The organism is Pseudoalteromonas sp. T1lg75, assembly GCF_002964705.1.
Lineage (GTDB): Bacteria > Pseudomonadota > Gammaproteobacteria > Enterobacterales > Alteromonadaceae > Pseudoalteromonas.
In genome coordinates this window covers 196,823-216,233 of the sequence record NZ_PQCD01000049.1, presented here as the reverse complement: position 1 = coordinate 216,233, position 19,411 = coordinate 196,823, and the positions used below count along the sequence as shown (strand labels likewise).

Genomic DNA, 19,411 nt, shown 5'->3' with positions numbered 1-19,411 from the left:
CTTATTTGCCTCCCGCCAGGGCTTTCACCCAGGGGCGATGTTGTTCGCTTTTTAGGATTTCTGTTTTCAGGCGAATGAGCGTCACCGCACCTAGGAAGCCGGCAAAACCAAGGATATTAATCATCAAGGGCCAGAACATGCTCGGGTCGATGGCCGAGGTATCGAACTTGGTGATGGTGGCGCCCTGATGCAGGGTATTCCACCACTCTACCGAGAAATGAATAATCGGCAGATTAACCACACCAACCAAAGCAAGAATAGACGCCGCCTTCCCCCCGGCGCGCTTATCTTCGAAGGCATGATAAAGAGACATTACACCCAGGTATAAAAACAACAGAATCAACTCTGAGGTCAAACGGGCATCCCACACCCACCAGGCACCCCACATGGGTTTACCCCAGGCGGCACCGGTCAGCAGCGCAATTACAGTCATGGCCGCGCCTACCGGCGCAATGGCAATCACCGCCAGCTGGGCATTGCGAATTTGCCACACCAGAGCCACCAAGGCAGCAATGGCCATGGACGAATACGCCCCCATGGACCAAATAGCCGACGGCACATGGATAAAGATGATGCGATAGCTGTCTTTTTGTTGGTAGTCAGCAGGCGCAAAGGCCAGCCCCCATACCCAACCCACCAGGATGCCAAGCACGGCAACCACGGCAAAATAGGGTAGTAGGGTGTTACACAACTGATAGGCTCGTTCGGCCTTAGCGTAGGGATGTAACCACTTCCACATTAGTTAATACTCACTTTCAATGCTGATGAAACGGCAATAGGCGCAAGCACAATAGCGACGGCTAAAAATGCGCCTAGAATCGCAAGCTGGCCGCCATAAGCCAGGGACATGCTGGCGGTATCGATGGCGGAGGTCGCGAAAATTAATACGGGTATATAAAGCGGCAGGACCAATAAACTTAGTAGTACCCCACCCTTTTGCAGGCCCACGGTGAGCCCGGCGCCGATGGCGCCGATCAAGCTCAGCAGCGGCGTGCCGATCAGCAGGGTCAGCATCATGGCGCTCAGAGCCTGCGATTGTAAATTCATCAAAAGCGCGAACAGTGGCGCTAAAATAACCATGGGCAACCCAGTGACCGTCCAGTGTGCCGCCACCTTAGCCGAAACGCTCAACGACAGCGGAAAAGGCGACAACATCAGTTGCTCCAAGGTGCCGTCCAAGTAATCGTCGCGAAAGAGCTTGTCCAGACCCAACATGGTCGCCAATAAGGCCGCCACCCAGATAATCCCTGGCGCCATGCGCGCCAGTAGATTGGGCTCGGGACCAATGCCCAGCGGGAACAGGGTGATAACAATTAAAAAGAACAATAACGGATTGATAATGTCACTGCGCTGGCGAAAGGCCAGACGAACATCTTTTTTATACACACTGGCCCACACGCGCCAATAAGAATGATTCTGTGCTATCAAATGCGATACTCCAGCTGCAACTTGATAAGCTTATCAAAGTGCGTGGTGAGGTCCTGGTGGCTAGTTAGCAAAATTGCCCCGCCAGTGGCCAGATGCTCGGCAAAACGCTGCTGCAGCAGTTGCACGCCTTTTTTGTCCACCGCAGTGAAGGGCTCATCCAACAACCACAGGGGCGCGCGATTTAACCATAAACGCGCCAGGGCCACACGGCGCTGTTGCCCGGCAGAAAGCTGACGCACCGGCACATCTTCAAGACCAACCAGACCCAGGTCGGCAAGCACCTCGTAGAGATCTAAGCCGCTTTCGAGACCATGGGTATTAAGCCAAAACTGACAATTTTCTAAGGCATTAAGCGCAGTGTTCACGCCGGTTTTATGACCGATAAACAGCACATTCTCGGCGTACTCGTCATAATTACGACCAATACACTGCTGGTTAAATTTTACTTGCCCCTGCATAGGCTCGGCGAAGCCCGCTAAAATACGTAATAGCGAGGTTTTTCCGGCCCCATTAGGGCCTTCTAACTGCATGATCTCGCCCGACTTTAGGTTAAAACTCAGGTCTTCGAACAAACATCGCTCTTGCTTTATACAAGTGACTGCGTCAACGTGTAGCACAAACAGGGTTTCTCAATGCTTAAAATTGGGCGATAGTCTACCATAATGCTAAGCTAATGCGAAAAATTGCAGGCAAAACTTTGATCTCGTGCAGGGGGGAATATGTCGGGTCCATTTGCCCCTTTAACTAACCAGGCTTCGGCGCTGGAAATGACCGTTTCGAACGCGGCTAAACCGCAGGAGCAACTCCCCCAAGAGCGCCTCTTGGCGGCCCGTAACATTCGCATTGAACCCCAGCAGATAAGCATGGAAGTGCGTGTGCAGGGACATTGGCAAAGCACCACCTTGACACTCAGCCCCCCGCAACCCCAGCTTGCAGGCCTGCGCCTGGAAAGCGCCGAAATCCGCCTGGGTGTCAATGGCCAGTTGCAGCTACGCCCAAGCGAGATCAGCCTTAATGTCGATAAAGCCCAGTTGCTATATCAGCTAGTATCAGCCTTGGCGGCGCCAAAAAACTCAGGGACGACGGCGCAAACACTCCAACTCGCCGCTTACCTCGATAATCAGGGTCGTATCCAATTACCGCAATTGGCAGCCAGCCTGCAAATCAATAATGCCACCTTGGCCTTGCTCGGTGAAGGCACACAAGCGCTGGCGGTGGAGCTTAGTCTGGCGCAAGGGCAATCACGGATACAGGCACACCTAGTGCTAAATAATCAAACCCGACTGCCCCTCCCCTTAGCCGATAATAAACTGATGCAATGGCTGGTCAACAGTGCGCCGAGACTGGAATTAACGCCGCAGACAAGCACGCCTGGCAGCCCGACGGCCCAGTCGCTGGCGCAGCTGTTACTGACGCTTGCCCATGGCCAGCAAACGCCTTTGACCCAAGTGGTGCTGCGCCAAGGCGAAGTCGCTTTGCTGCAGGGGCAACCCCAGCCGGTCATGGCTAAATTGGATAACAGCGGCCAATTACAACTGCAACTGCAGCCTCCCAGCCTGCGCCTACACACCCAGCTACCGACGCTCGCTGGCGCTAAGGCCCCAATGCCGGACTCGGGCGAGCTAACGGCAACTCCCCCGACCACGGCCACCGGAGCAAATGCCAAAGCAAATACACTCAAAACACAGCTTCTGCCGCAGGTGCTCAGTTGGCAGGCGGCCCTGTATAACAAGCTTATGGGCGCGGCACTGCAGGATAAGTCCCACGCTTTGCCCCCATCCCTGTTGCAAAGCCAGGCCAAGGGCTTGTTAACCCCCCTGCTGCAAGTCTCGCCAATGCATCCCTTGCCCGAAACAGGCCAGGAGCAAAGGCCCCTGCGCAGCGCCATGCCCGTGGTGCCAAACCAAGTGCGCCAACAGGCGCCCCTGCTGGCACTGATAGTGCAAATGCAAGGCTTGGTCAGGGTCAGTATTCCCGCTCACCCCTCGTCTGGCCTAATGCTGCCTGGCTCTCAATCTCAACTCCAACCTGGGCCCGTAAAGGATACGACTTCTTCAGCGAGCTTGTCGGCACACGTTCAGTCAAACAAGGTCGCGGCGCTAACGCCCTTGCCCTTAACCCAAACCCTGACGCAAACGCTGCAAAAATTGCTAACACCGGGCCAGCAGCTGCGTCATCATTTGACCCAACTCGACACTCAGCTTATGCAGGCGCCGAAGGAGCTGCAACAGCTGGTCAATCAGGCCTTCGCCAAAATGATAGGACCACATACACCCAGCGTGCAAAATGCGACGCAAATTCGCGCCCAACTGCAACCCTGGACCCTGTCACCACAGCAGTGGCAAAGCTCGCTCAGTGCCAGGCTCGATCAGCTGGTGACCGCCTTGGTGGCGGCGCCAATTTCCGATGCCCCTGGCAACGTTACCCAGGCTGTGCCACAAGCTGTACCAAAGACCAACAATGGCTTACTCCCCCTGTTGCAACTCTTGCTTGGTAACAGCGGAAAAGGCCCGGAACAACAACTGCGTGCGGATAATCTGCTGCAACAATTGCAATCTCCGGCGGCGCAGGCGCTGATTGATGAGCTGGCCCCCATACAACAGCAGATGACCCCCCAACTTAGCGCCCAGCTTAGTACTCAACCCGGCACACAGACTCAGGTCGCGCAGCAAGATAGTAATGCCTTGGTGCAGCTGTTATTACCCATGCGCCTGCCACCGGATGTCGGGCACAGCGAACTGACGCTGGGGCGTTATCAAAAAAAGAATAATCAAGGGGAAACGCATGAGGTGTGGTTTGTGCGCATGCAGTTCGATTACGGTAAACAGGGTGAGCTCAGCGTGCAGGCACAACTGAGCCAACAGCAGCTTAACTGTGCCCTTAAGGCCAGCTCCCATGCCCTAAGCGAATTGGCGCAGCAACACAGCGAAGACTTAAGGCGCAACCTGCAGCAGCACGGCTTATCCGTGCCCGCCATTGAGGTGCAACAAGTCAGCGAACAACAGGCGCGCCGGTGGCAAGCATTCTATCGCCGCCACAGCATAGTGAATCTAAAGGTGTAGTCATGAAGCATAACGAGCAACGCAGTGCCATTGGCCTGCTTTACCAAGAAGGCAGCGCGCCTCATGTCAGCGCCAAGGGTTTCGGTGAGCTGGCCCAGCAGATAATCAATGCCGCCGAGCAACAGGGAATTTTAATTCATCAGGATAAGGAGCTGGCGAACACCTTGGCCGCCTTGCAACAAGGGCAAGAGATCCCGCCTGAGCTCTATTATGTGATAGCCGAGCTTATCGCTTTTTCCTACGTGTTACGGGGAAAGTATCCGCCGGGGTGGCAGAACTTTAGCAATAAGCTCAATATCAAAGCCTAGTTTTTTTGATGCAGAGAGAAAAGCAGTTCAGCTTCCGCCAACGGTAGTTCACATTCACGCATCACCTCATCGAGTGGTGCACCAAGTTCAATCATTTTTACCGCCCGTGAATACAACTTGGCCTGGGGATCCGCATCTTTAAAGCTATGCTGTTGCTGCGCCAGCTCCTCGGTTCTGCCTTGCAGATGCTGGACATGGTTGGCAATATTTTCAACCGCGGTGCGCACCTCGGCAATTTCGGCGCGCAGAATTTGGGTTTGATCTTGCCCCTGATCGGCGTGAGCCAATTGCGCAAGCAGGCGCTCATGACTGGCGTGCAGTCGCGTCAAACGCAGCCATAAGATCACCACAGCCACCGCCAGGAGCAAAATCACACCGGCGCCAATCAGCATAGAAGTTGTCAGTTCGTTCATTGCTTAAAGATTACTCAGCTCATCCCACTCATCGTCATTGAGCAGTTTATTCAAATCGACCAAGATCAATAACTCACCATCGCGATTAGAGACTCCTTGAATAAATTTGGCGCTTTCATCGGTGCCGATATTCGGCGCACTGTCGATATCCGAGCTGCGCAGATAGACCACTTCCGCCACCGAGTCGACCAAAATGCCGATCACCTGCTTTTCCGCCTCAATAATCACGATACGTGATTGCTCGGTAACCTCGGCATCCACCAGGCCAAAGCGGGCACGGGTATCAATCACGGTAACCACATTGCCGCGCAGATTAATGATCCCAAGCACATAATTGGGCGCACCAGGCACAGGAGCAATGTCGGTATAACGCAGCACTTCTTGCACCTGCATTACGTTAATACCATAGGTTTCTTCCTGCAGACGGAAGGTCACCCATTGCAACACCTCATCACTACTGTCGACATCATGTGCTGAGACTTGTCTCTGTTCGCTCATACTTGGCTCCATTTAAAATTGGCCGTCACAGTAACGGCCAAACTGGCATATATAGTTGATACTTTTATTGCGCCTGACTATCGAGTCCCTGCTCTAGCAGCAGCTGTAAGTTTTCGACATCGATTAAAGCACACATTTTTTCTTTTATAACGCCGGCCAACCAGGGTCTTTTACCATGACTTTGCCGCCATTTTACGTCTTCGCTTTTTAGCGTGACGTTGTTGATAAGGGTTTCAGCGCTCAGTCCCCACTGGGATTCTCCGAGCATAATCACGTACTTGTAGTTTAATGCCTGTTGTAATTGTTTGTCATATTTTTCTGGCATCACCCAACGGGCGGTATCAACCACATTAATTTTCTCATCCCGGTTTAACATCACCCCGCTAAACCACTCGGGCTTACCGAACAATTGATTCAGCTCGGTGCGCTGATGAATGCCGCCGAGGGATTTTAGCGGTACCGCCAGGGTTAAACCGGCCACCTCGAAAAACAAGGCCTGAAACTCGCCCTGCATATATTGCTCGCGCGCCGCCTGCGGGGCTCGTAATGGCGTTTCCTCGGCGTTATTTTCCTGCGGCTTTAGTAAGGGGTTTGCCGCTGGCTCGCTCAAAGGTTCGGATGAAGTCGCGAGTGCAAGCTCCGCCGAAGGCACTGGCGAAGCTTCGGGCACGGGTGACACCGCTTTGGCCTGGGTTGGTTCGGCAACCGGCATAGGCGTCACTTCCTGTACCTGCTCCTGTTGGGTCACCTGCGGCGCCGGTGGCTCTTGAAGCTGCGGGCGCGGCTGCGACCTGAGCTCCACCTGCGCCAATAATTGCGCCACGGCACTCATGGCCAGCTCTTCTTGCGCCATTGGCGACAAGGGGTTATGAGGTTTGGCCTTGGCGACTTGCTTGGCTATTTTCGGCTGCGGCTCTCGAGGCGTTTGCTGTGGTTCCTCAAAGGAGTCTTCCTGCAGCAAGGCATCGAGGTATTGGCGCATAACCTGATCGTTCGTTCCGCTCATTTGCGCCCTTCCCGCTGTTGTAGGTAGTCAAGCAAATGGCGGTAGGCCTGCACCCCACGAGCCTTGCTGAAATGCTTACTGGGCACCTGCTGTGCCAAGCTGGCATCGCGGAATTTAGTGTCTATGGGGATCACCCCGGGCCAGACATTGTCGCCATAGCTGGCCTGCAACTGTTTATAGGCCACCAAAGACGCCTTGGTGCGCTTATCAAACATGGTTGCCACCACAGTATATTTGTAGGCTATGCCGGGGGCATCGCCACTCCCCTTAGGGGCGGCGCTCATTTGCATCAGCTCCATGGTGCGCATCATGCGTTCCAGGCCCTTAAGGGCCAAAAATTCGGTTTGCACCGGCACTAAAACATGCTCGCTGGCGGCCAAGGCATTGACCATCAACACCCCAAGCACGGGAGGGCAATCTAAAATGGCATAATCATAGTCATCCGTTATCTTCGCCAGCACCTTTTTAAGGATCAGCCCCATGCCGCTTTGCGTGCCCATGCTTCTGTCCAAGGTGGCAATGGCCATGGTGGCCGGCAGGATATCGATATTATCGACCCCGGATGGACACAAGGCCTGCAGGATTTCTTCTCTTTGCATTTCCTTGCCGCGGGAAAATACATCATAAGCGCTGATTTCGATGCGCTCAGAGTCAATGCCAAAGTAATAGGTCAAAGACGCGTGCGGATCGGTGTCGATAAGCAAGACGCGCTTACCCTGCTCCGCCAGCAATCCGGCCAAGGCCACCGAGGTAGTGGTTTTCCCAACGCCGCCTTTTTGGTTCGCCACAGTCCAAACTTTCATTGCTCGTTATCCTCGCTGCGCGTGGTAATGCGAATGCCGCCATGGGGAAGCTGTATAATTTTAATGCTGTTATCTTGTCCCGGCCTATGAATTTCCTGCTCTGTCTGCTTGCCTTGAGGCTGAGCTGTTAGTGATGCTTCAGGTGAAGCCTGTGGCACAGCCTTTGGCTCCGGCAGGGCGTACTTGGAGATGGCAATCACCACCTTACGATTTTTTGCCCGTCCTTGTGCAGTGCCGTTATCGGCAAAGGGGCTGTATTGGCCATAGCCTTCAAGGGCCATACGCTCGGGGACTATCTGCTCCTGCTGCAACTGCTTGACCACCGCCGCGGCACGGGCCGCCGACAGCTGCCAGTTGGAGCTGAATAATTCGTTATTAATACTCTGGTCGTCGGTGTAGCCACGAATACGCAGGTAATTACGCTGTGGCGCTAACACCTGGGCAATACGGGCGATCACCGCTTCGGCTTGATGAGTCACGGTGGCACTGGCGCTGGCAAAGACCATGGCGGAATTCATTTCTATGGTAAGCCAGTCCTGATCGAGCTGTAACTGTGCATCGCCCTGGCGTATCTCTTTAAGCAAGGTGTTGGTGAGCTCATCGACCAGGCGCTCCAATGGCTCGCCCAACTGCTGCTGCGGCAGCTGAGTCACATCACCGTACTCGGGTAACAGCTGTTGGCTGGCCTGACGCTCCCTTTGCAGGCTTTGACCATACAAGAGGGCCTCATTGGCCGGCAGGGGTTGGGTCAGTAACCCCTCGGCGGCGGCGCCGGTGTCATCACTGGCGGGGGCCTGAGTCGCCTTGGTGAAGATCTGCTCCAAGGATTGCGAAAACACCTTGAACTGCTCGTCTTTATGATTGATGGCTATGGCGTACAGCACCACAAACAAGGCAAACATAATGGTCATATAGTCGGCGTAAGACACCAACCACCTATGGGTATGTTGTGATGCTTTTGCTTGAGCTCGACGGTGGCGCAGACGCATAGGGCTAGTATCCTGAACTCACATGACGCTCGGCGATATAGGCCTCTAGCTTTAGCTCAATATTGGCCGGCGTTTCACCCGTGTGCATGGCCACTATGCCCTCAGCGATAAGCTCGTGATAAAGCATCTTTTCTTCAATCACCTGCTTAAGCTTATTGGCAACCGGCAGTAACAGCAGGTTAGCCAGGCCGACACCGTAAATGGTGGCCAAAAACGCGGTGGCGACACCGGCTCCGAGCTGCTGTGGTTCGGTGATATAAGCCATGGCCTGAATTAAGCCCAACACGGCGCCCAAGATGCCTATGGTCGGGGCATAACCGCCCATGGCCTCGTACACCCTGGCGGCATCAAGCAAGCGCTCGCGCTCCAAGGTCAGTTCGATATCCAGGGTATCGCGCAAACGCTGTTCCTGGGTGCCGTCGATAAGCAAGCTTAGGCCCTTGGCCGCGTAGGGGTCTTGTGTTGCCAGGGCATATTCTTCCAAAGCCAAATAGCCTTTTTGTCTGGCCGTACTGGTCCATTCCTTGACCTGCTCAATACCCGCTTCCATATCGTAACAGGGCGGCGTAAAGACCCATTTAAAAATTTCCAGTGCCTTTTTAAATATGGGGAGCTGGGACTGCAACATGACCGCACCGAGCGTGCCACCGACCACGATAAGCAGCGCCGGCAGATTGATAAGGGCACTGACCACACCGCCCTCCAGGCTGTAACCCAGGGTGATGGCCCCAAGGGCAACAATAAGACCGAGCAGGGAGAGCTTATCCATTGCCCACCTCCTTGATTAAATGGCTGGCAACGTCCTCGAGCGCCAACTGATGATCATGCAAACCGGCACTGACAATGGCCTGCGGCATGCCATAGACCACGCAGGACTCTTCATCCTGAGCCCATACCCTGGCGCCGTATTGCTTTAACATGCGCGCCCCTTCACGACCGTCGGCGCCCATCCCGGTCAGCACTATGGCCAGCACATCGCCGCCAAATTGCTTGGCGCTGCTGGCAAAGGTGACATCGACGCTGGGTTTATAGGTGATTCTCGGGTTGTCATCGGCAAACACCTTGAGTCTGGGTGAGGTGGCGCGAGGGTCAAACATCATTTGCTGACCACCGGGGGCCAGGTAGGCGGTGCCGGGTTTTAACATGTCGCCCTGCTCAGCCTCTTTCACCTCTATGTTACAAAGGTTGTTTAAACGCTGAGCAAAAGCCGGCGTAAAGGCTGAGGGCATATGCTGTACCAGTAAAATAGGCAGCGAAAAATTTCGGGGTAACTGGGTTAAAATACTCTGCAGTGCGACCGGACCGCCGGTTGAGGTGCCGATCACCACCAGGCGATAGTTTTTGCCCGTCGCCCGATAGCTAGTGGGACGAGGATGCGGGCTCAAACCTGGTTCGTTTTGCACCTTGGGCTGAGCCGTTACTGCCGGCGCAGGCGCCGACCCCGAGCGTGCACCGCTGCGCAGCGCTGTGGTAGCCGTCGAAGTTGCTGTTGCAGTTGCACTCGCAGATGCAGTCGCAGATGCAGTCGTTGCCAAGGGGGGACGACGCCAGCGCATTAAGCGACGACGCCCCAGTTCTTTCACCTTACGCTGCAATACAGCCACGGCTTCATCGTTATTGCGGGCGATGTCCTCGAATTTTTTTGGTAAAAAGTCGAGCGCTCCCGCATCGAGGGCATCCAGGGTGGCACTGGCCCCTTCGCGCGTCAGAGAGGAGAACATCAGGATAGGCGTGGGGGTCTTCGCCATGATCTGTTTAACCGCCGAGATCCCATCAAGCACCGGCATTTCCACATCCATGGTGATCACATCCGGACGCAAGGCCGCGGCTTTGGTTACCGCATCGGCCCCATTGACGGCGGTGTCTATGACCTCGATATCGCTATCGGCAGCAAGAATTTCGCTGACACGGCGGCGAAAAAAACTCGAATCATCAACAATCAGAACTTTTACAGGCATGGGCCCTCACCTAGTTTACGCTGGACCGGCCAGCATAGTGTTTTAACATGCTCGGCACATCGAGGATAAGGGCAATGCCGCCATCTGAGGTAATGGTCGCACCAGCCATACCTGGTGTCCCCTGCAATAAGGCATCCAGAGGCTTAATAACCACCTCTTCCTGACCAATCAGAGAGTCGACCACAAAACCCACCTGCTGGGTACCAATTTGCACTATCACCACATGGCCCTTTGCCTTGCGCTGCGAGCTGTCGGCTCCCTTAACCAGCCAGTGCTCCAAGTAGAACAAGGGCAAGGCCTTATCACGAACGATAATGGTCAACTGGCCATCAACCACATTGGTCTTGGTTAAATCGAGGTGGAAGATTTCGTTGACCGCCGCAAGCGGCAGGGCAAAGGTTTGCTCGCCCACCACCACCATCAGGGTCGGTAATATCGCCAGGGTCAGGGGCACTTTGATGTCTAAGCGGGTACCCACACCCAGTTGCGATTCGATATTAATGGTGCCGTTAAGCTGGCTGATCTTGGTTTTCACCACATCCATGCCAACGCCACGGCCGGAAATATCGGAGATTTGTTCCTTGGTTGAAAAACCCGGCGCAAAAATCAGGTTATAGGCCTCATTATCGCTTAAACGGGCGGCCTGATCGGCGTCCAGTACGCCCTTGTTGATGGCGATATTTTTCAGCTTTTCAGCGTCCATTCCGGCGCCATCATCTTGAATACTTAAGAGAATATGGTCCCCTTCCTGGGAGGCCGAAAGCTTCACCAAGCCGGTACGGGGCTTACCCGCTTGCTCGCGCACAGCGGGCATTTCGATACCGTGGTCGACGGAGTTGCGTACCAGGTGCACCAAGGGATCGGCCAGGGCTTCGACCAGGTTTTTATCGAGATCCGTATCTTCGCCTTCCAATATCAGGGAGATATCTTTTTGCAGACTGCGAGCTAGGTCTCGTACCACCCGAGGGAAACGACCAAACACCTTTTTAATTGGCTGCATGCGGGTGGCCATCACCGCCCCTTGCAGATCGGCGGTCACCACATCCAGGTTGGAAATGGCTTTACCCATGTCTTCGCTATTGCTGCTATTGGCCAGGGTCAGCAGGCGGTTACGTACCAACACCAGCTCGCCAACCATGTTCATAATCTGATCCAAGCGCTTGGTATCGACGCGCACCGTGGTTTCGGCGGCGGGCGCCGCGGCTTTAGCCGCCGGCTTGCTGACCGGCTTGGTGACCGGCTTCTCGGCGGGCTTACCGACGGGCTGACCATTTGCATTGCCAATAACCTGGCCTGTTGGCTGACCTGCAGGCTGGCCAACGGGTTGACTGGTGGGCTGAACTTGTGGTTTTTGTACCGCCGCACTGCTATCGCTGGCCGGTTGGCTTGGCGTTACTGAAACTGCGGACGCGGCCTGGCTTGTGGCGGCTGGCGGGCTTGGTATCGCCGTAGGGCCATTGCCTTTGCCATGAAGCTCATCGAGTAAGGCGTCAAATTCGTCCTCACTGATTTCCTCATCGTCGTCGGCGCTGGCCACTGCAGCCGTCTCTTCTGCGACTTTTTTATCGGCTGATGCTGTTACAGATGTGGTCGCAGATGCGGTTGCTGAGCCGGAGCCTAATACACCAAAACTGCCGGGGCCGTGCAATTCGTCAAGTAAGGCATCGAATTCATCATCGGTAATATCTTCATCGCCCTCTGGGGCTCCCTCGGTGACCCCCCCGGAGAACCCTGAAAGATTGCTATCTGTGCTGACTTCCTCGGTCATTGAGGTCTCGGCCCCGGGGCCCTTACCTACTCCATGTAACTCATCAAGTAAGGCATCAAATTCGTCTTCACTGATTTCATCAATAGCCGAGTTGGACTCATCATTAAAGGCTATCGAGGTATCCTCGATAGCCATAGATTCAGCCACTGGCACTGCCGTGGTCTCCACGACAGGAGCAACAACGGGTGCAGGTGTAGCAAGGGCTTCACCGGGTGCTTCCGGCTCACTTAATTGATGTAAAATAGCTAACAGTTCGGGGTCGGCGGGCTCGGGGTGAGCACGCAGCTGAATTTGCGCGAACATCTCGTTAATGGTGTCCAGCGCTTGCAAGATCACATCCATCAACTCGGCTGTAACGCGACGTTGACCCTGACGCAGAATATCAAAGACGTTTTCGGCACCATGGCAGGCATCAACCAACTCATTCATGGCCAGGAAGCCGGCACCGCCTTTCACTGTGTGGAAACCACGGAAGATGGCGTTAAGTAGATCCTTATCTTCGGGATTATTTTCCAGCTCCACCAATTGCTCAGACAGCTGTTCTAATATTTCACCCGCTTCGACGAGAAAGTCCTGCAAAATATCTTCATCTACTTCAAAGCTCATGCAACCGCACTCCTGTTAGAATCCCAGGCTCGACAACAAGTCGTCGACCTCGTCCTGGCTTGATACCACATCATCACGAGATTCTTTATCAATAATGGGCCCTTCAGGGCCTTCGCCGTTGACCTTAATGGCCACTTGTTCTTTTTCTAATAGCTCGCCTTCTTCAGCACCGAAGACGGTCAGCAGGTGGATCAAGCTGTCTTCCACTTCACGTACCAGTTCGATAACCCGGCGGATCACCTGACCGGTCAAGTCCTGGTAGTCTTGCGCCAACAACACATTGTTAAGCAAAGCGTGCAGCTCCAAGGTACTGCTCTGCGAGCGCCCCATAAAGCCGTCAAGCTGATGGCACAGCTGCTTAAACTCGCCCAACTGCAAGTCTCGGCGCATCAGCTTATCCCAGCTGGGTTTGATCTGATGCAGGTCGGTGGACAAGCGCTCGGCAATGGGCAGGCTGGCTTCCACCGCATCCATGGTTTTATTGGCCGCCTGCTCGGTCATTTCCATAACATAATTTAGACGCTGTTTGGCGTCTGGAATGGCTTCGTTGGTCAAGTCTGAAAGGCGGGTATCCAGCTGAAAATTTTTCAGTGATTCATGCAGTTGGCGCGTGAGTTTTCCCACCTCGGCAAACAGCTCGGATTGCTCCTTCGAGGCCGCATCCAAGATCAATTGGTCGGCTTTTTCCTGTTCGCCCTGTTCCAAGAACGCGACAAGCTGCTTGGCCTGCTCCAGGGTAATATGAGGTGCAGCGGGCGCTGACATAAACCTCTCCTTCTTTTTTAACCTAAGCGTTCAAACACTTTTTCCAGCTTGGTTTTCAAGGTCGCGGCGGTAAACGGCTTAACAATGTAACCATTCACACCGGCCTGGGCGGCGGCAATAATTTGCTCTTTCTTGGCTTCGGCGGTCACCATTAATACGGGTAGGTGCTTGAGTCGCTCGTCGGCGCGAATGGCGCGCAGCAGGTCAATACCTTGCATGCCCGGCATATTCCAATCGGTGACCACAAAATCGAAGTCCTGATTTTGCAGCATAGGGAGCGCCGTGCTGCCATCGTCTGCCTCTTGCACATTGGTGAAGCCTAAATCACGCAATAGATTTTTAATGATTCTTCTCATAGTGGAAAAGTCATCAACCACGAGAATTTTCATGTTCTTATCCAAAGTATCCTCCAGTGAGGTCTAAACCCGCTTTACTTACTACTAATTGATCCAGTCGCTGATCTTGGCTCTAAGCTTGATCATCGCCTGGCTATGTATTTGGCTCACACGCGACTCGCTAACCTCGAGTATGTGCCCTATTTCTTTTAAGTTCATTTCATCGTTGTAGTACAACGACAGCACCAAGGCGTCGCGCTCGGGCAACGACTTGATCGCCGCAACCAAAGCGGCATTAAATCGTTCGTTATGCATGCTGGCAAAGGGGCGGCTGAGCTGTTCTTGTTCATGCTCTCCGTCACCGCCGATAACGTCTTCATCGACGCCCAGATCTTCGATGCCAATGACCTTGGCGCAATTAACATCGTTTAAAATCGTATGATATTCCTCGAGTGAAATATCCAGCTTTTGGGCGACTTCGGCATCTTTTGGCTCACGTCCCAAGGCCCGTTCCAAATCGTGAATGGCCTGCGCTATGGCACGGCTATGGCGGTGCAATGAGCGTGGCGCCCAATCACCACGACGAATTTCATCGAGCATGGCACCACGAATACGAATGCCGGCAAAGGTTTCAAAGCTGGCACCCTTGCTGCCATCGAAGTTTTTCGAGGCTTCGATAAGCCCTATCATTCCCGATTGAATGAGATCGTCCAATTGCACGCTGGCGGGCAAACGCGCCAAAAGATGGCAGGCGATACGCTTAACTAATGCAGCATGGCGCTCCACCAAAGAACTTAACTGCTGTTGCTGTTGATACCCTGCGACTCTATTCATAGCCGTCCTAAACCGTTAGCCGCCTACGAGCTTTTCAATAAAGAATTCTAAGTGTCCCGAAGGATGGTTTGGCAACGGCCATTGCCAGGCCTTGTTGGCCAGGCTCTTCAACGACACCGAGGCCGGAGAGTTAGGGAATAAATCAACCACGGCTTTTTGGCGGCGCGTGGCTTTACGCATGTTTTCGTCATAGGGCACGGTGGCAACCAGTTCCAGTGAGACATCGAGGAAGCGATCGGTGACCTTGGACAGCTTGGCGAACAGATCTTGACCCTCGCGCAGGCTGCGTACCATATTAGCAACGATTTTAAATTTGTAGACACCATGCTCGCGGCTAAGCACCTTGATCAAGGCATAGGCATCGGTAATGGAGGTCGGCTCATCACAGACCACCACCACCACATCCTGCGAGGCGCGCGAAAAGCTTAGGACCATGTCGGAAATACCGGCCGCGGTATCGACAATCAGCACGTCATAATCGTTATCGAGCTCGCTAAAGGCACGGATCAGACCCGCATGCTCGGCGGGGCTTAGTTCCACCATGCTCTGGGCTCCCGAAGAAGCGGGAGCAATATGGATGCCAGCGGGACCTTCAACCAGGATGTCGCGCAGGTGACACTCACCATTGAGGACATGCGACAGGTTTTTTTCCACTCGCAAGCCAAGCATCACGTCGCAATTGGCCAGCCCCAGATCGGCATCAAGCACTAAAACCCGCTTTCCTTGTTGGCCCATAGCAATGGCCATATTCAGGGAAACATTGGTTTTACCCACACCGCCTTTGCCGCCGGTTACGGCGATTACTTTTACGCCTTGACTATTATTCTGATTCATTCTGCGAAGGCCGCTTGCCTGATCCAAGATGGTGTTAATCATACATTCCTACTGCTGGTGACGCTACCGTCTGACGCCCTGCTGGAGCCTGTGCTGCTTGCGCTTTTTGGCGTTTTATAAACAATTGCTCAGCCTTTCTCACCATTTTTTCCGAGTTTGCAACCCGGATATCTTCTGGCACGCGCTGACCGTTAGTAAGATACCCTATTGGCAGGCGATTTTGAATCGCTACACTAATAATCTCACCCAAACTTAGACTTTCATCAAGCTTAGTGAAAATACAGCCACTTAGGTCGACCTTTTGGAAGTGTTTTATGGCTTCTTGCAACACTTCGCGCTGGGCGGTGGCACTGAGTACCAGGTAGCTGCGGATCTCAACCGCGGCGCTGCGCATCAGGGTATTTAACTGCTCGCTTAAACGCAGATCGCGCTGGCTCATACCGGCGGTGTCAATTAACACCAGGCGCTTATTGCGTAACTGAAATAAGGTATCGGCCAATTCGCTGGCATCTTTAACTTGTTTTACCGGACAACCGATAATTCGCCCATAGGTCGCCAATTGCTCGAAGGCGCCGATACGGTAGGTATCCGTGGTGATCAAGGCCACCTGATCGGCACCGTATTTCTGCGCCCCCAGGGCCGCCAGTTTAGCCACCGTTGTGGTTTTACCAACACCTGTGGGTCCCACCAAGGCATAGACGCCGCCATGGCGTAAAATCTCGTTGCCCGTGGTGTGCATATGCTTATGCATCATTTCCATCACTCCCTGCCAGGCTTGCTGACGGGAAACGTCATCGGGCACATAACGCACCAACTGCTCGGCCACCTTGGCATCGATACCCATGCCTTGCAGACGCTCGATAAAACAGGCGCGGGTCGGGTCTCGACGGGCACGGTCTTGTGACAGCAAGCCCGATACCTGATGTTCCAGCAATTGGCGAATGGCATTCATTTCGTCACGCATGGCGGTGATTTCATCCTGCTCGGCCTTGGTGCTCTGAGCGAAGTCATCTAAGTCATCACCGTCCAGGTCATCACCCAGATGTTGGGCGGGCATTCTTGGTTTCGGACGCTGTGATGGCGCATGCGGTTGTTGCACCCGCGGTTGCACACGCGGTTGCATATCTGATTCTGCCGGGGCGTAGTGCGACGCTGGCTGCTGCACCTGCTGCTGCCCTGACTGCTGCAAATCGATGCCGGATTGCGAAAACATATCCGCCAGGGCGGCATTTTTCGGTTGTGGATTTTGACGCTCTAACAAAGCCTGCAAGGAGTCGGCCACCGGCGTGTGTTCGCGCTCTTGTTGGCTATGGACGCGGGCACCGTGATTATATGGTTGCAGTACGCGCGGCTGCACCCGTGGTTGTTCAGTTTGCTGAGTTTGAGTATTCGATGCAACAGCATTCGATACGACAGTATTCGATACGACAGTATTCGATACGACAGTATTCGGCTGGGCAGGCACCGCATTAGGACGCTCATGATCGATGGCGGCGACGATTTCAACACCATCGGCGAGCTTTTTATTCGACATGATCACCGCGTCGGCGCCAAGTTCATCCTTTACTTCTTTTAATGCGCTGCGCATGTCTTTAGCAAAAAAGCGTTTAATTTTCATAAGTTCACCCTTTAAGCAACGGCCTGGCCATTGGTTTATTGCTGTCCTACGGAGCTAACGATCTTAATTTGACGCTCATCGGGGACTTCCTGATAGGACATCACCCTAAGGCCTGGAATGGTGTATTTAACAAAGCGTGATAACACCGTTCGCAGCATTCCTGAGGTCAATAAGATGGAAGGTTCACCGGCCATTTCTTGGTTTTGGTGAGCTTCGCTGAGCGACGCTTGTAATCGTTCCGCAAGGCCAGGTTCGATACCGGCACCTTCATCTCCTGCGTTCTGAAGTGACTGATGCAACATCTGTTCCAACTCAGGCGCCAATGTTATGACAGGAATTTCCGGGCTTGCGCCCACCGCGTCTTGTACTATTAATCGACGTAACGAAATACGCACCGCCGCGGTTAAAACATCCGGGTCCTGGCTGCGTGGGCCATACTCCACCAGGGTCTGAACTATGGTGCGCATATCGCGAATAGCGACCCCTTCGTTAAGCAGGTTTTGCAACACCTTCACCACGGTCGTCAGCGGCAAGACCTCGGGCACCAGGCCCTCTACCAGGCGGGGGTGACTCTTGGCCAGCATGTCGAGCAGGCTCTGTACTTCTTCATGACCCAGCAGCAGTGCGGCATTGTTAGTAAGTAACTGGCTGATATGGGTAGCGACCACGGTGGCAGCATCCACCACCGTGTAACCCAGGGATTGAGCTTCGTCTTTTTGCTCCGGCTTGATCCACACAGCATCAAGGCCAAAGGCAGGATCCTTGGTGGCAATACCATTGACCGGGCCAAATACCTGACCCGGATTGATGGCCAGCTCTGAGCCACTGCTGAGCTCGCCATCGCCGCTGGAGACTCCCATCAGGGTAATACGATAGGCATTGGGGTCGAGCTCCAGGTTATCGCGGATATGCACCGGCGGCACCAAAAAGCCAAATTCCTGGGAGAGCTTTTTACGCACCCCTTTGATACGGCTTAACAGCTCACCACCTTGGGCCTGATCCACCAAGGGGATCAAGCGATAGCCCACTTCCAGGCCCACCACATCCACCTGCTGCACATCATCCCAGCCCAGCTCTTTAGGTTCATCGCGGGTCGCCACTTGGGTGCCCGCCCCCTGCGCCGCCAGCTGTTGCTCTTGCAACTCGGCCTCGCGCGCCTGTTTTTGTGATAAATACGCAATAAAACCAAGCAAGGCTCCCAGACCCAAAAAGGCCAAATGGGGCATGCCCGGGACCAGACCCATGGTGACCAAGATACCGCAGGCGATCCACAACGCCTTGTCGTTACCCAGCTGGCTTTTTACCTGCTCGCCCATGTTGTGCGACTCGTTTTGTCGGGTCACTACGATGGCGGTGCCGATGGACAGTAATAGCGAAGGTAATTGCGCTACCAAGCCATCCCCTATGGTAAGCAGGGTATAGACCTCCATGGCCTGACCAAAGCTGAGGTCATGCTGGATCATGCCGACAAACAAGCCGCCGACTATGTTGATGATCAAAATAACAATACCGGCGATGGCATCGCCTTTTACAAACTTACTGGCACCGTCCATGGAGCCGTAGAAATCCGCCTCGCGGGTCACCTCTTCACGACGCTCACGGGCTTGCTCGGCGCTGATAAAGCCGGCATTTAAGTCCGCGTCTATGGCCATTTGCTTACCCGGCATGGCGTCCAGGGTAAAGCGCGCCGACACCTCGGAGATGCGCCCCGCCCCCTTGGTGATCACCACAAAGTTGATAATGATAAGAATTAAGAAGACCACCAGGCCGACCGCATAGTTACCACCGATCACCACGGAGCCAAAGGCTTCAATTACCTTACCGGCGGCGTCGCCGCCTTGGTGACCTTCGAGCAGCACCACTCGGGTACTGGCGACATTCAGGGCCAGGCGCATAATGGTGGCGACCAAAAGCACCGCCGGAAACATCCCAAAGTCCAAGGGTTTTAAGGTGTAGACGGTCACCAGCAGCACCACCAGGGCCAACGCGATATTAAAGGAGAAAAGAATATCGAGCAGAAACGGCGGCATCGGCAACACCACCATGGCCAGCGCGGCCAGCACTAATAAAGGCGTACCCACACCCTTGGCATATTCTTTTTTATCGCGATTAAGCTGGGTTAAAACGGCCTTGAAATCCATAAATGCGCACAGCAATAAATTGACACTGGGGGGATTAAAGCAAGG

General features: G+C 54.1%; 19 protein-coding genes. 2 read left to right on the top strand and 17 right to left on the bottom strand.

Features of this window, described 5'->3' with window-relative positions:
* Position 1: 1 nt before the first annotated feature.
* From C2M36_RS11170 to ccmA, 3 genes are read right to left on the bottom strand one after another with little or no spacing between them, the layout of a single operon-like run.
* A complete protein-coding gene (locus C2M36_RS11170) occupies positions 2–739 on the bottom strand; it encodes a heme ABC transporter permease (RefSeq protein ID WP_105190497.1) in 738 nt (245 codons plus the stop codon).
* Positions 739–1,425, bottom strand: coding sequence for a heme exporter protein CcmB (gene ccmB / locus C2M36_RS11165; protein WP_105255193.1), 687 nt, complete (start codon positions 1,423–1,425; stop codon positions 739–741). Before ccmB ends, C2M36_RS11170 begins: the two co-directional genes overlap by 1 nt.
* Positions 1,425–2,045 (bottom strand): cytochrome c biogenesis heme-transporting ATPase CcmA, encoded by a 621-nt coding sequence (gene ccmA, locus C2M36_RS11160; RefSeq protein ID WP_105254970.1) that lies wholly within the window; start codon positions 2,043–2,045, stop codon positions 1,425–1,427. Before ccmA ends, ccmB begins: the two co-directional genes overlap by 1 nt.
* 102 nt (positions 2,046–2,147) lie before the next feature.
* On the opposite strand from ccmA, the gene C2M36_RS11155 reads away from it, so the two are divergent.
* Both C2M36_RS11155 and C2M36_RS11150 read left to right on the top strand, forming a co-directional pair.
* Entirely contained in the window at positions 2,148–4,490 is a 2,343-nt protein-coding gene (locus C2M36_RS11155; protein WP_105254969.1) for a flagellar hook-length control protein FliK, read from the top strand.
* A 2-nt stretch (positions 4,491–4,492) separates the two neighbouring features.
* Complete coding sequence (locus C2M36_RS11150; RefSeq protein WP_105254968.1) at positions 4,493–4,798, top strand: EscU/YscU/HrcU family type III secretion system export apparatus switch protein; 306 nt, start codon at positions 4,493–4,495, stop codon at positions 4,796–4,798.
* Here C2M36_RS11150 and C2M36_RS11145 read toward each other — a convergent pair.
* The 14 genes from C2M36_RS11145 to flhA form a co-directional block, all read right to left on the bottom strand.
* Positions 4,795–5,211, bottom strand: coding sequence for a DUF2802 domain-containing protein (locus C2M36_RS11145; RefSeq protein WP_234399160.1), 417 nt, complete (start codon positions 5,209–5,211; stop codon positions 4,795–4,797). The two genes, C2M36_RS11150 and C2M36_RS11145, sit on opposite strands and share 4 nt — an antisense overlap.
* A 3-nt stretch (positions 5,212–5,214) precedes the next feature.
* Positions 5,215–5,709, bottom strand: a complete 495-nt coding sequence (locus tag C2M36_RS11140; protein WP_105254966.1) for a chemotaxis protein CheW — start codon at positions 5,707–5,709, stop codon at positions 5,215–5,217.
* A 64-nt stretch (positions 5,710–5,773) separates the two neighbouring features.
* Positions 5,774–6,715, bottom strand: coding sequence for a chemotaxis protein CheW (locus C2M36_RS11135; protein ID WP_234399159.1), 942 nt, complete (start codon positions 6,713–6,715; stop codon positions 5,774–5,776).
* Positions 6,712–7,518, bottom strand: coding sequence for a ParA family protein (locus C2M36_RS11130; protein WP_105254965.1), 807 nt, complete (start codon positions 7,516–7,518; stop codon positions 6,712–6,714). The genes C2M36_RS11135 and C2M36_RS11130 overlap by 4 nt, the downstream gene beginning before the upstream one ends.
* The gene (locus tag C2M36_RS11125) at positions 7,515–8,507 is read right to left on the bottom strand and encodes an OmpA family protein (protein WP_105254964.1); all 993 of its coding nucleotides are present in this window, start codon (positions 8,505–8,507) and stop codon (positions 7,515–7,517) included. The genes C2M36_RS11130 and C2M36_RS11125 overlap by 4 nt, the downstream gene beginning before the upstream one ends.
* Before the next feature lie 4 nt (positions 8,508–8,511).
* Entirely contained in the window at positions 8,512–9,276 is a 765-nt protein-coding gene (locus C2M36_RS11120) for a flagellar motor protein (protein WP_105254963.1), read from the bottom strand.
* Complete coding sequence (locus C2M36_RS11115; RefSeq protein ID WP_105254962.1) at positions 9,269–10,465, bottom strand: protein-glutamate methylesterase/protein-glutamine glutaminase; 1,197 nt, start codon at positions 10,463–10,465, stop codon at positions 9,269–9,271. The genes C2M36_RS11120 and C2M36_RS11115 overlap by 8 nt, the downstream gene beginning before the upstream one ends.
* Before the next feature lie 10 nt (positions 10,466–10,475).
* Positions 10,476–12,839, bottom strand: a complete 2,364-nt coding sequence (locus C2M36_RS11110) for a chemotaxis protein CheW (protein ID WP_105254961.1) — start codon at positions 12,837–12,839, stop codon at positions 10,476–10,478.
* A 15-nt stretch (positions 12,840–12,854) separates the two neighbouring features.
* Complete coding sequence (locus C2M36_RS11105) at positions 12,855–13,604, bottom strand: protein phosphatase CheZ (RefSeq protein WP_105254960.1); 750 nt, start codon at positions 13,602–13,604, stop codon at positions 12,855–12,857.
* Positions 13,605–13,621: 17 nt separating this feature from the next.
* Positions 13,622–14,005: a chemotaxis response regulator CheY gene (gene cheY / locus C2M36_RS11100; protein WP_105190508.1), complete on the bottom strand. Its 384-nt coding sequence runs from the start codon at positions 14,003–14,005 to the stop codon at positions 13,622–13,624.
* Positions 14,006–14,044: 39 nt separating this feature from the next.
* Positions 14,045–14,773: an RNA polymerase sigma factor FliA gene (locus tag C2M36_RS11095; protein ID WP_105254959.1), complete on the bottom strand. Its 729-nt coding sequence runs from the start codon at positions 14,771–14,773 to the stop codon at positions 14,045–14,047.
* A 15-nt stretch (positions 14,774–14,788) separates the two neighbouring features.
* Positions 14,789–15,649, bottom strand: a complete 861-nt coding sequence (locus C2M36_RS11090) for a MinD/ParA family protein (RefSeq protein ID WP_105254958.1) — start codon at positions 15,647–15,649, stop codon at positions 14,789–14,791.
* Entirely contained in the window at positions 15,642–17,225 is a 1,584-nt protein-coding gene (gene flhF, locus C2M36_RS11085) for a flagellar biosynthesis protein FlhF (RefSeq protein ID WP_105254957.1), read from the bottom strand. Before flhF ends, C2M36_RS11090 begins: the two co-directional genes overlap by 8 nt.
* A gap of 35 nt (positions 17,226–17,260) precedes the next feature.
* The gene (gene flhA / locus C2M36_RS11080; RefSeq protein ID WP_105254956.1) at positions 17,261–19,366 is read right to left on the bottom strand and encodes a flagellar biosynthesis protein FlhA; all 2,106 of its coding nucleotides are present in this window, start codon (positions 19,364–19,366) and stop codon (positions 17,261–17,263) included.
* Positions 19,367–19,411: the final 45 nt, after the last annotated feature.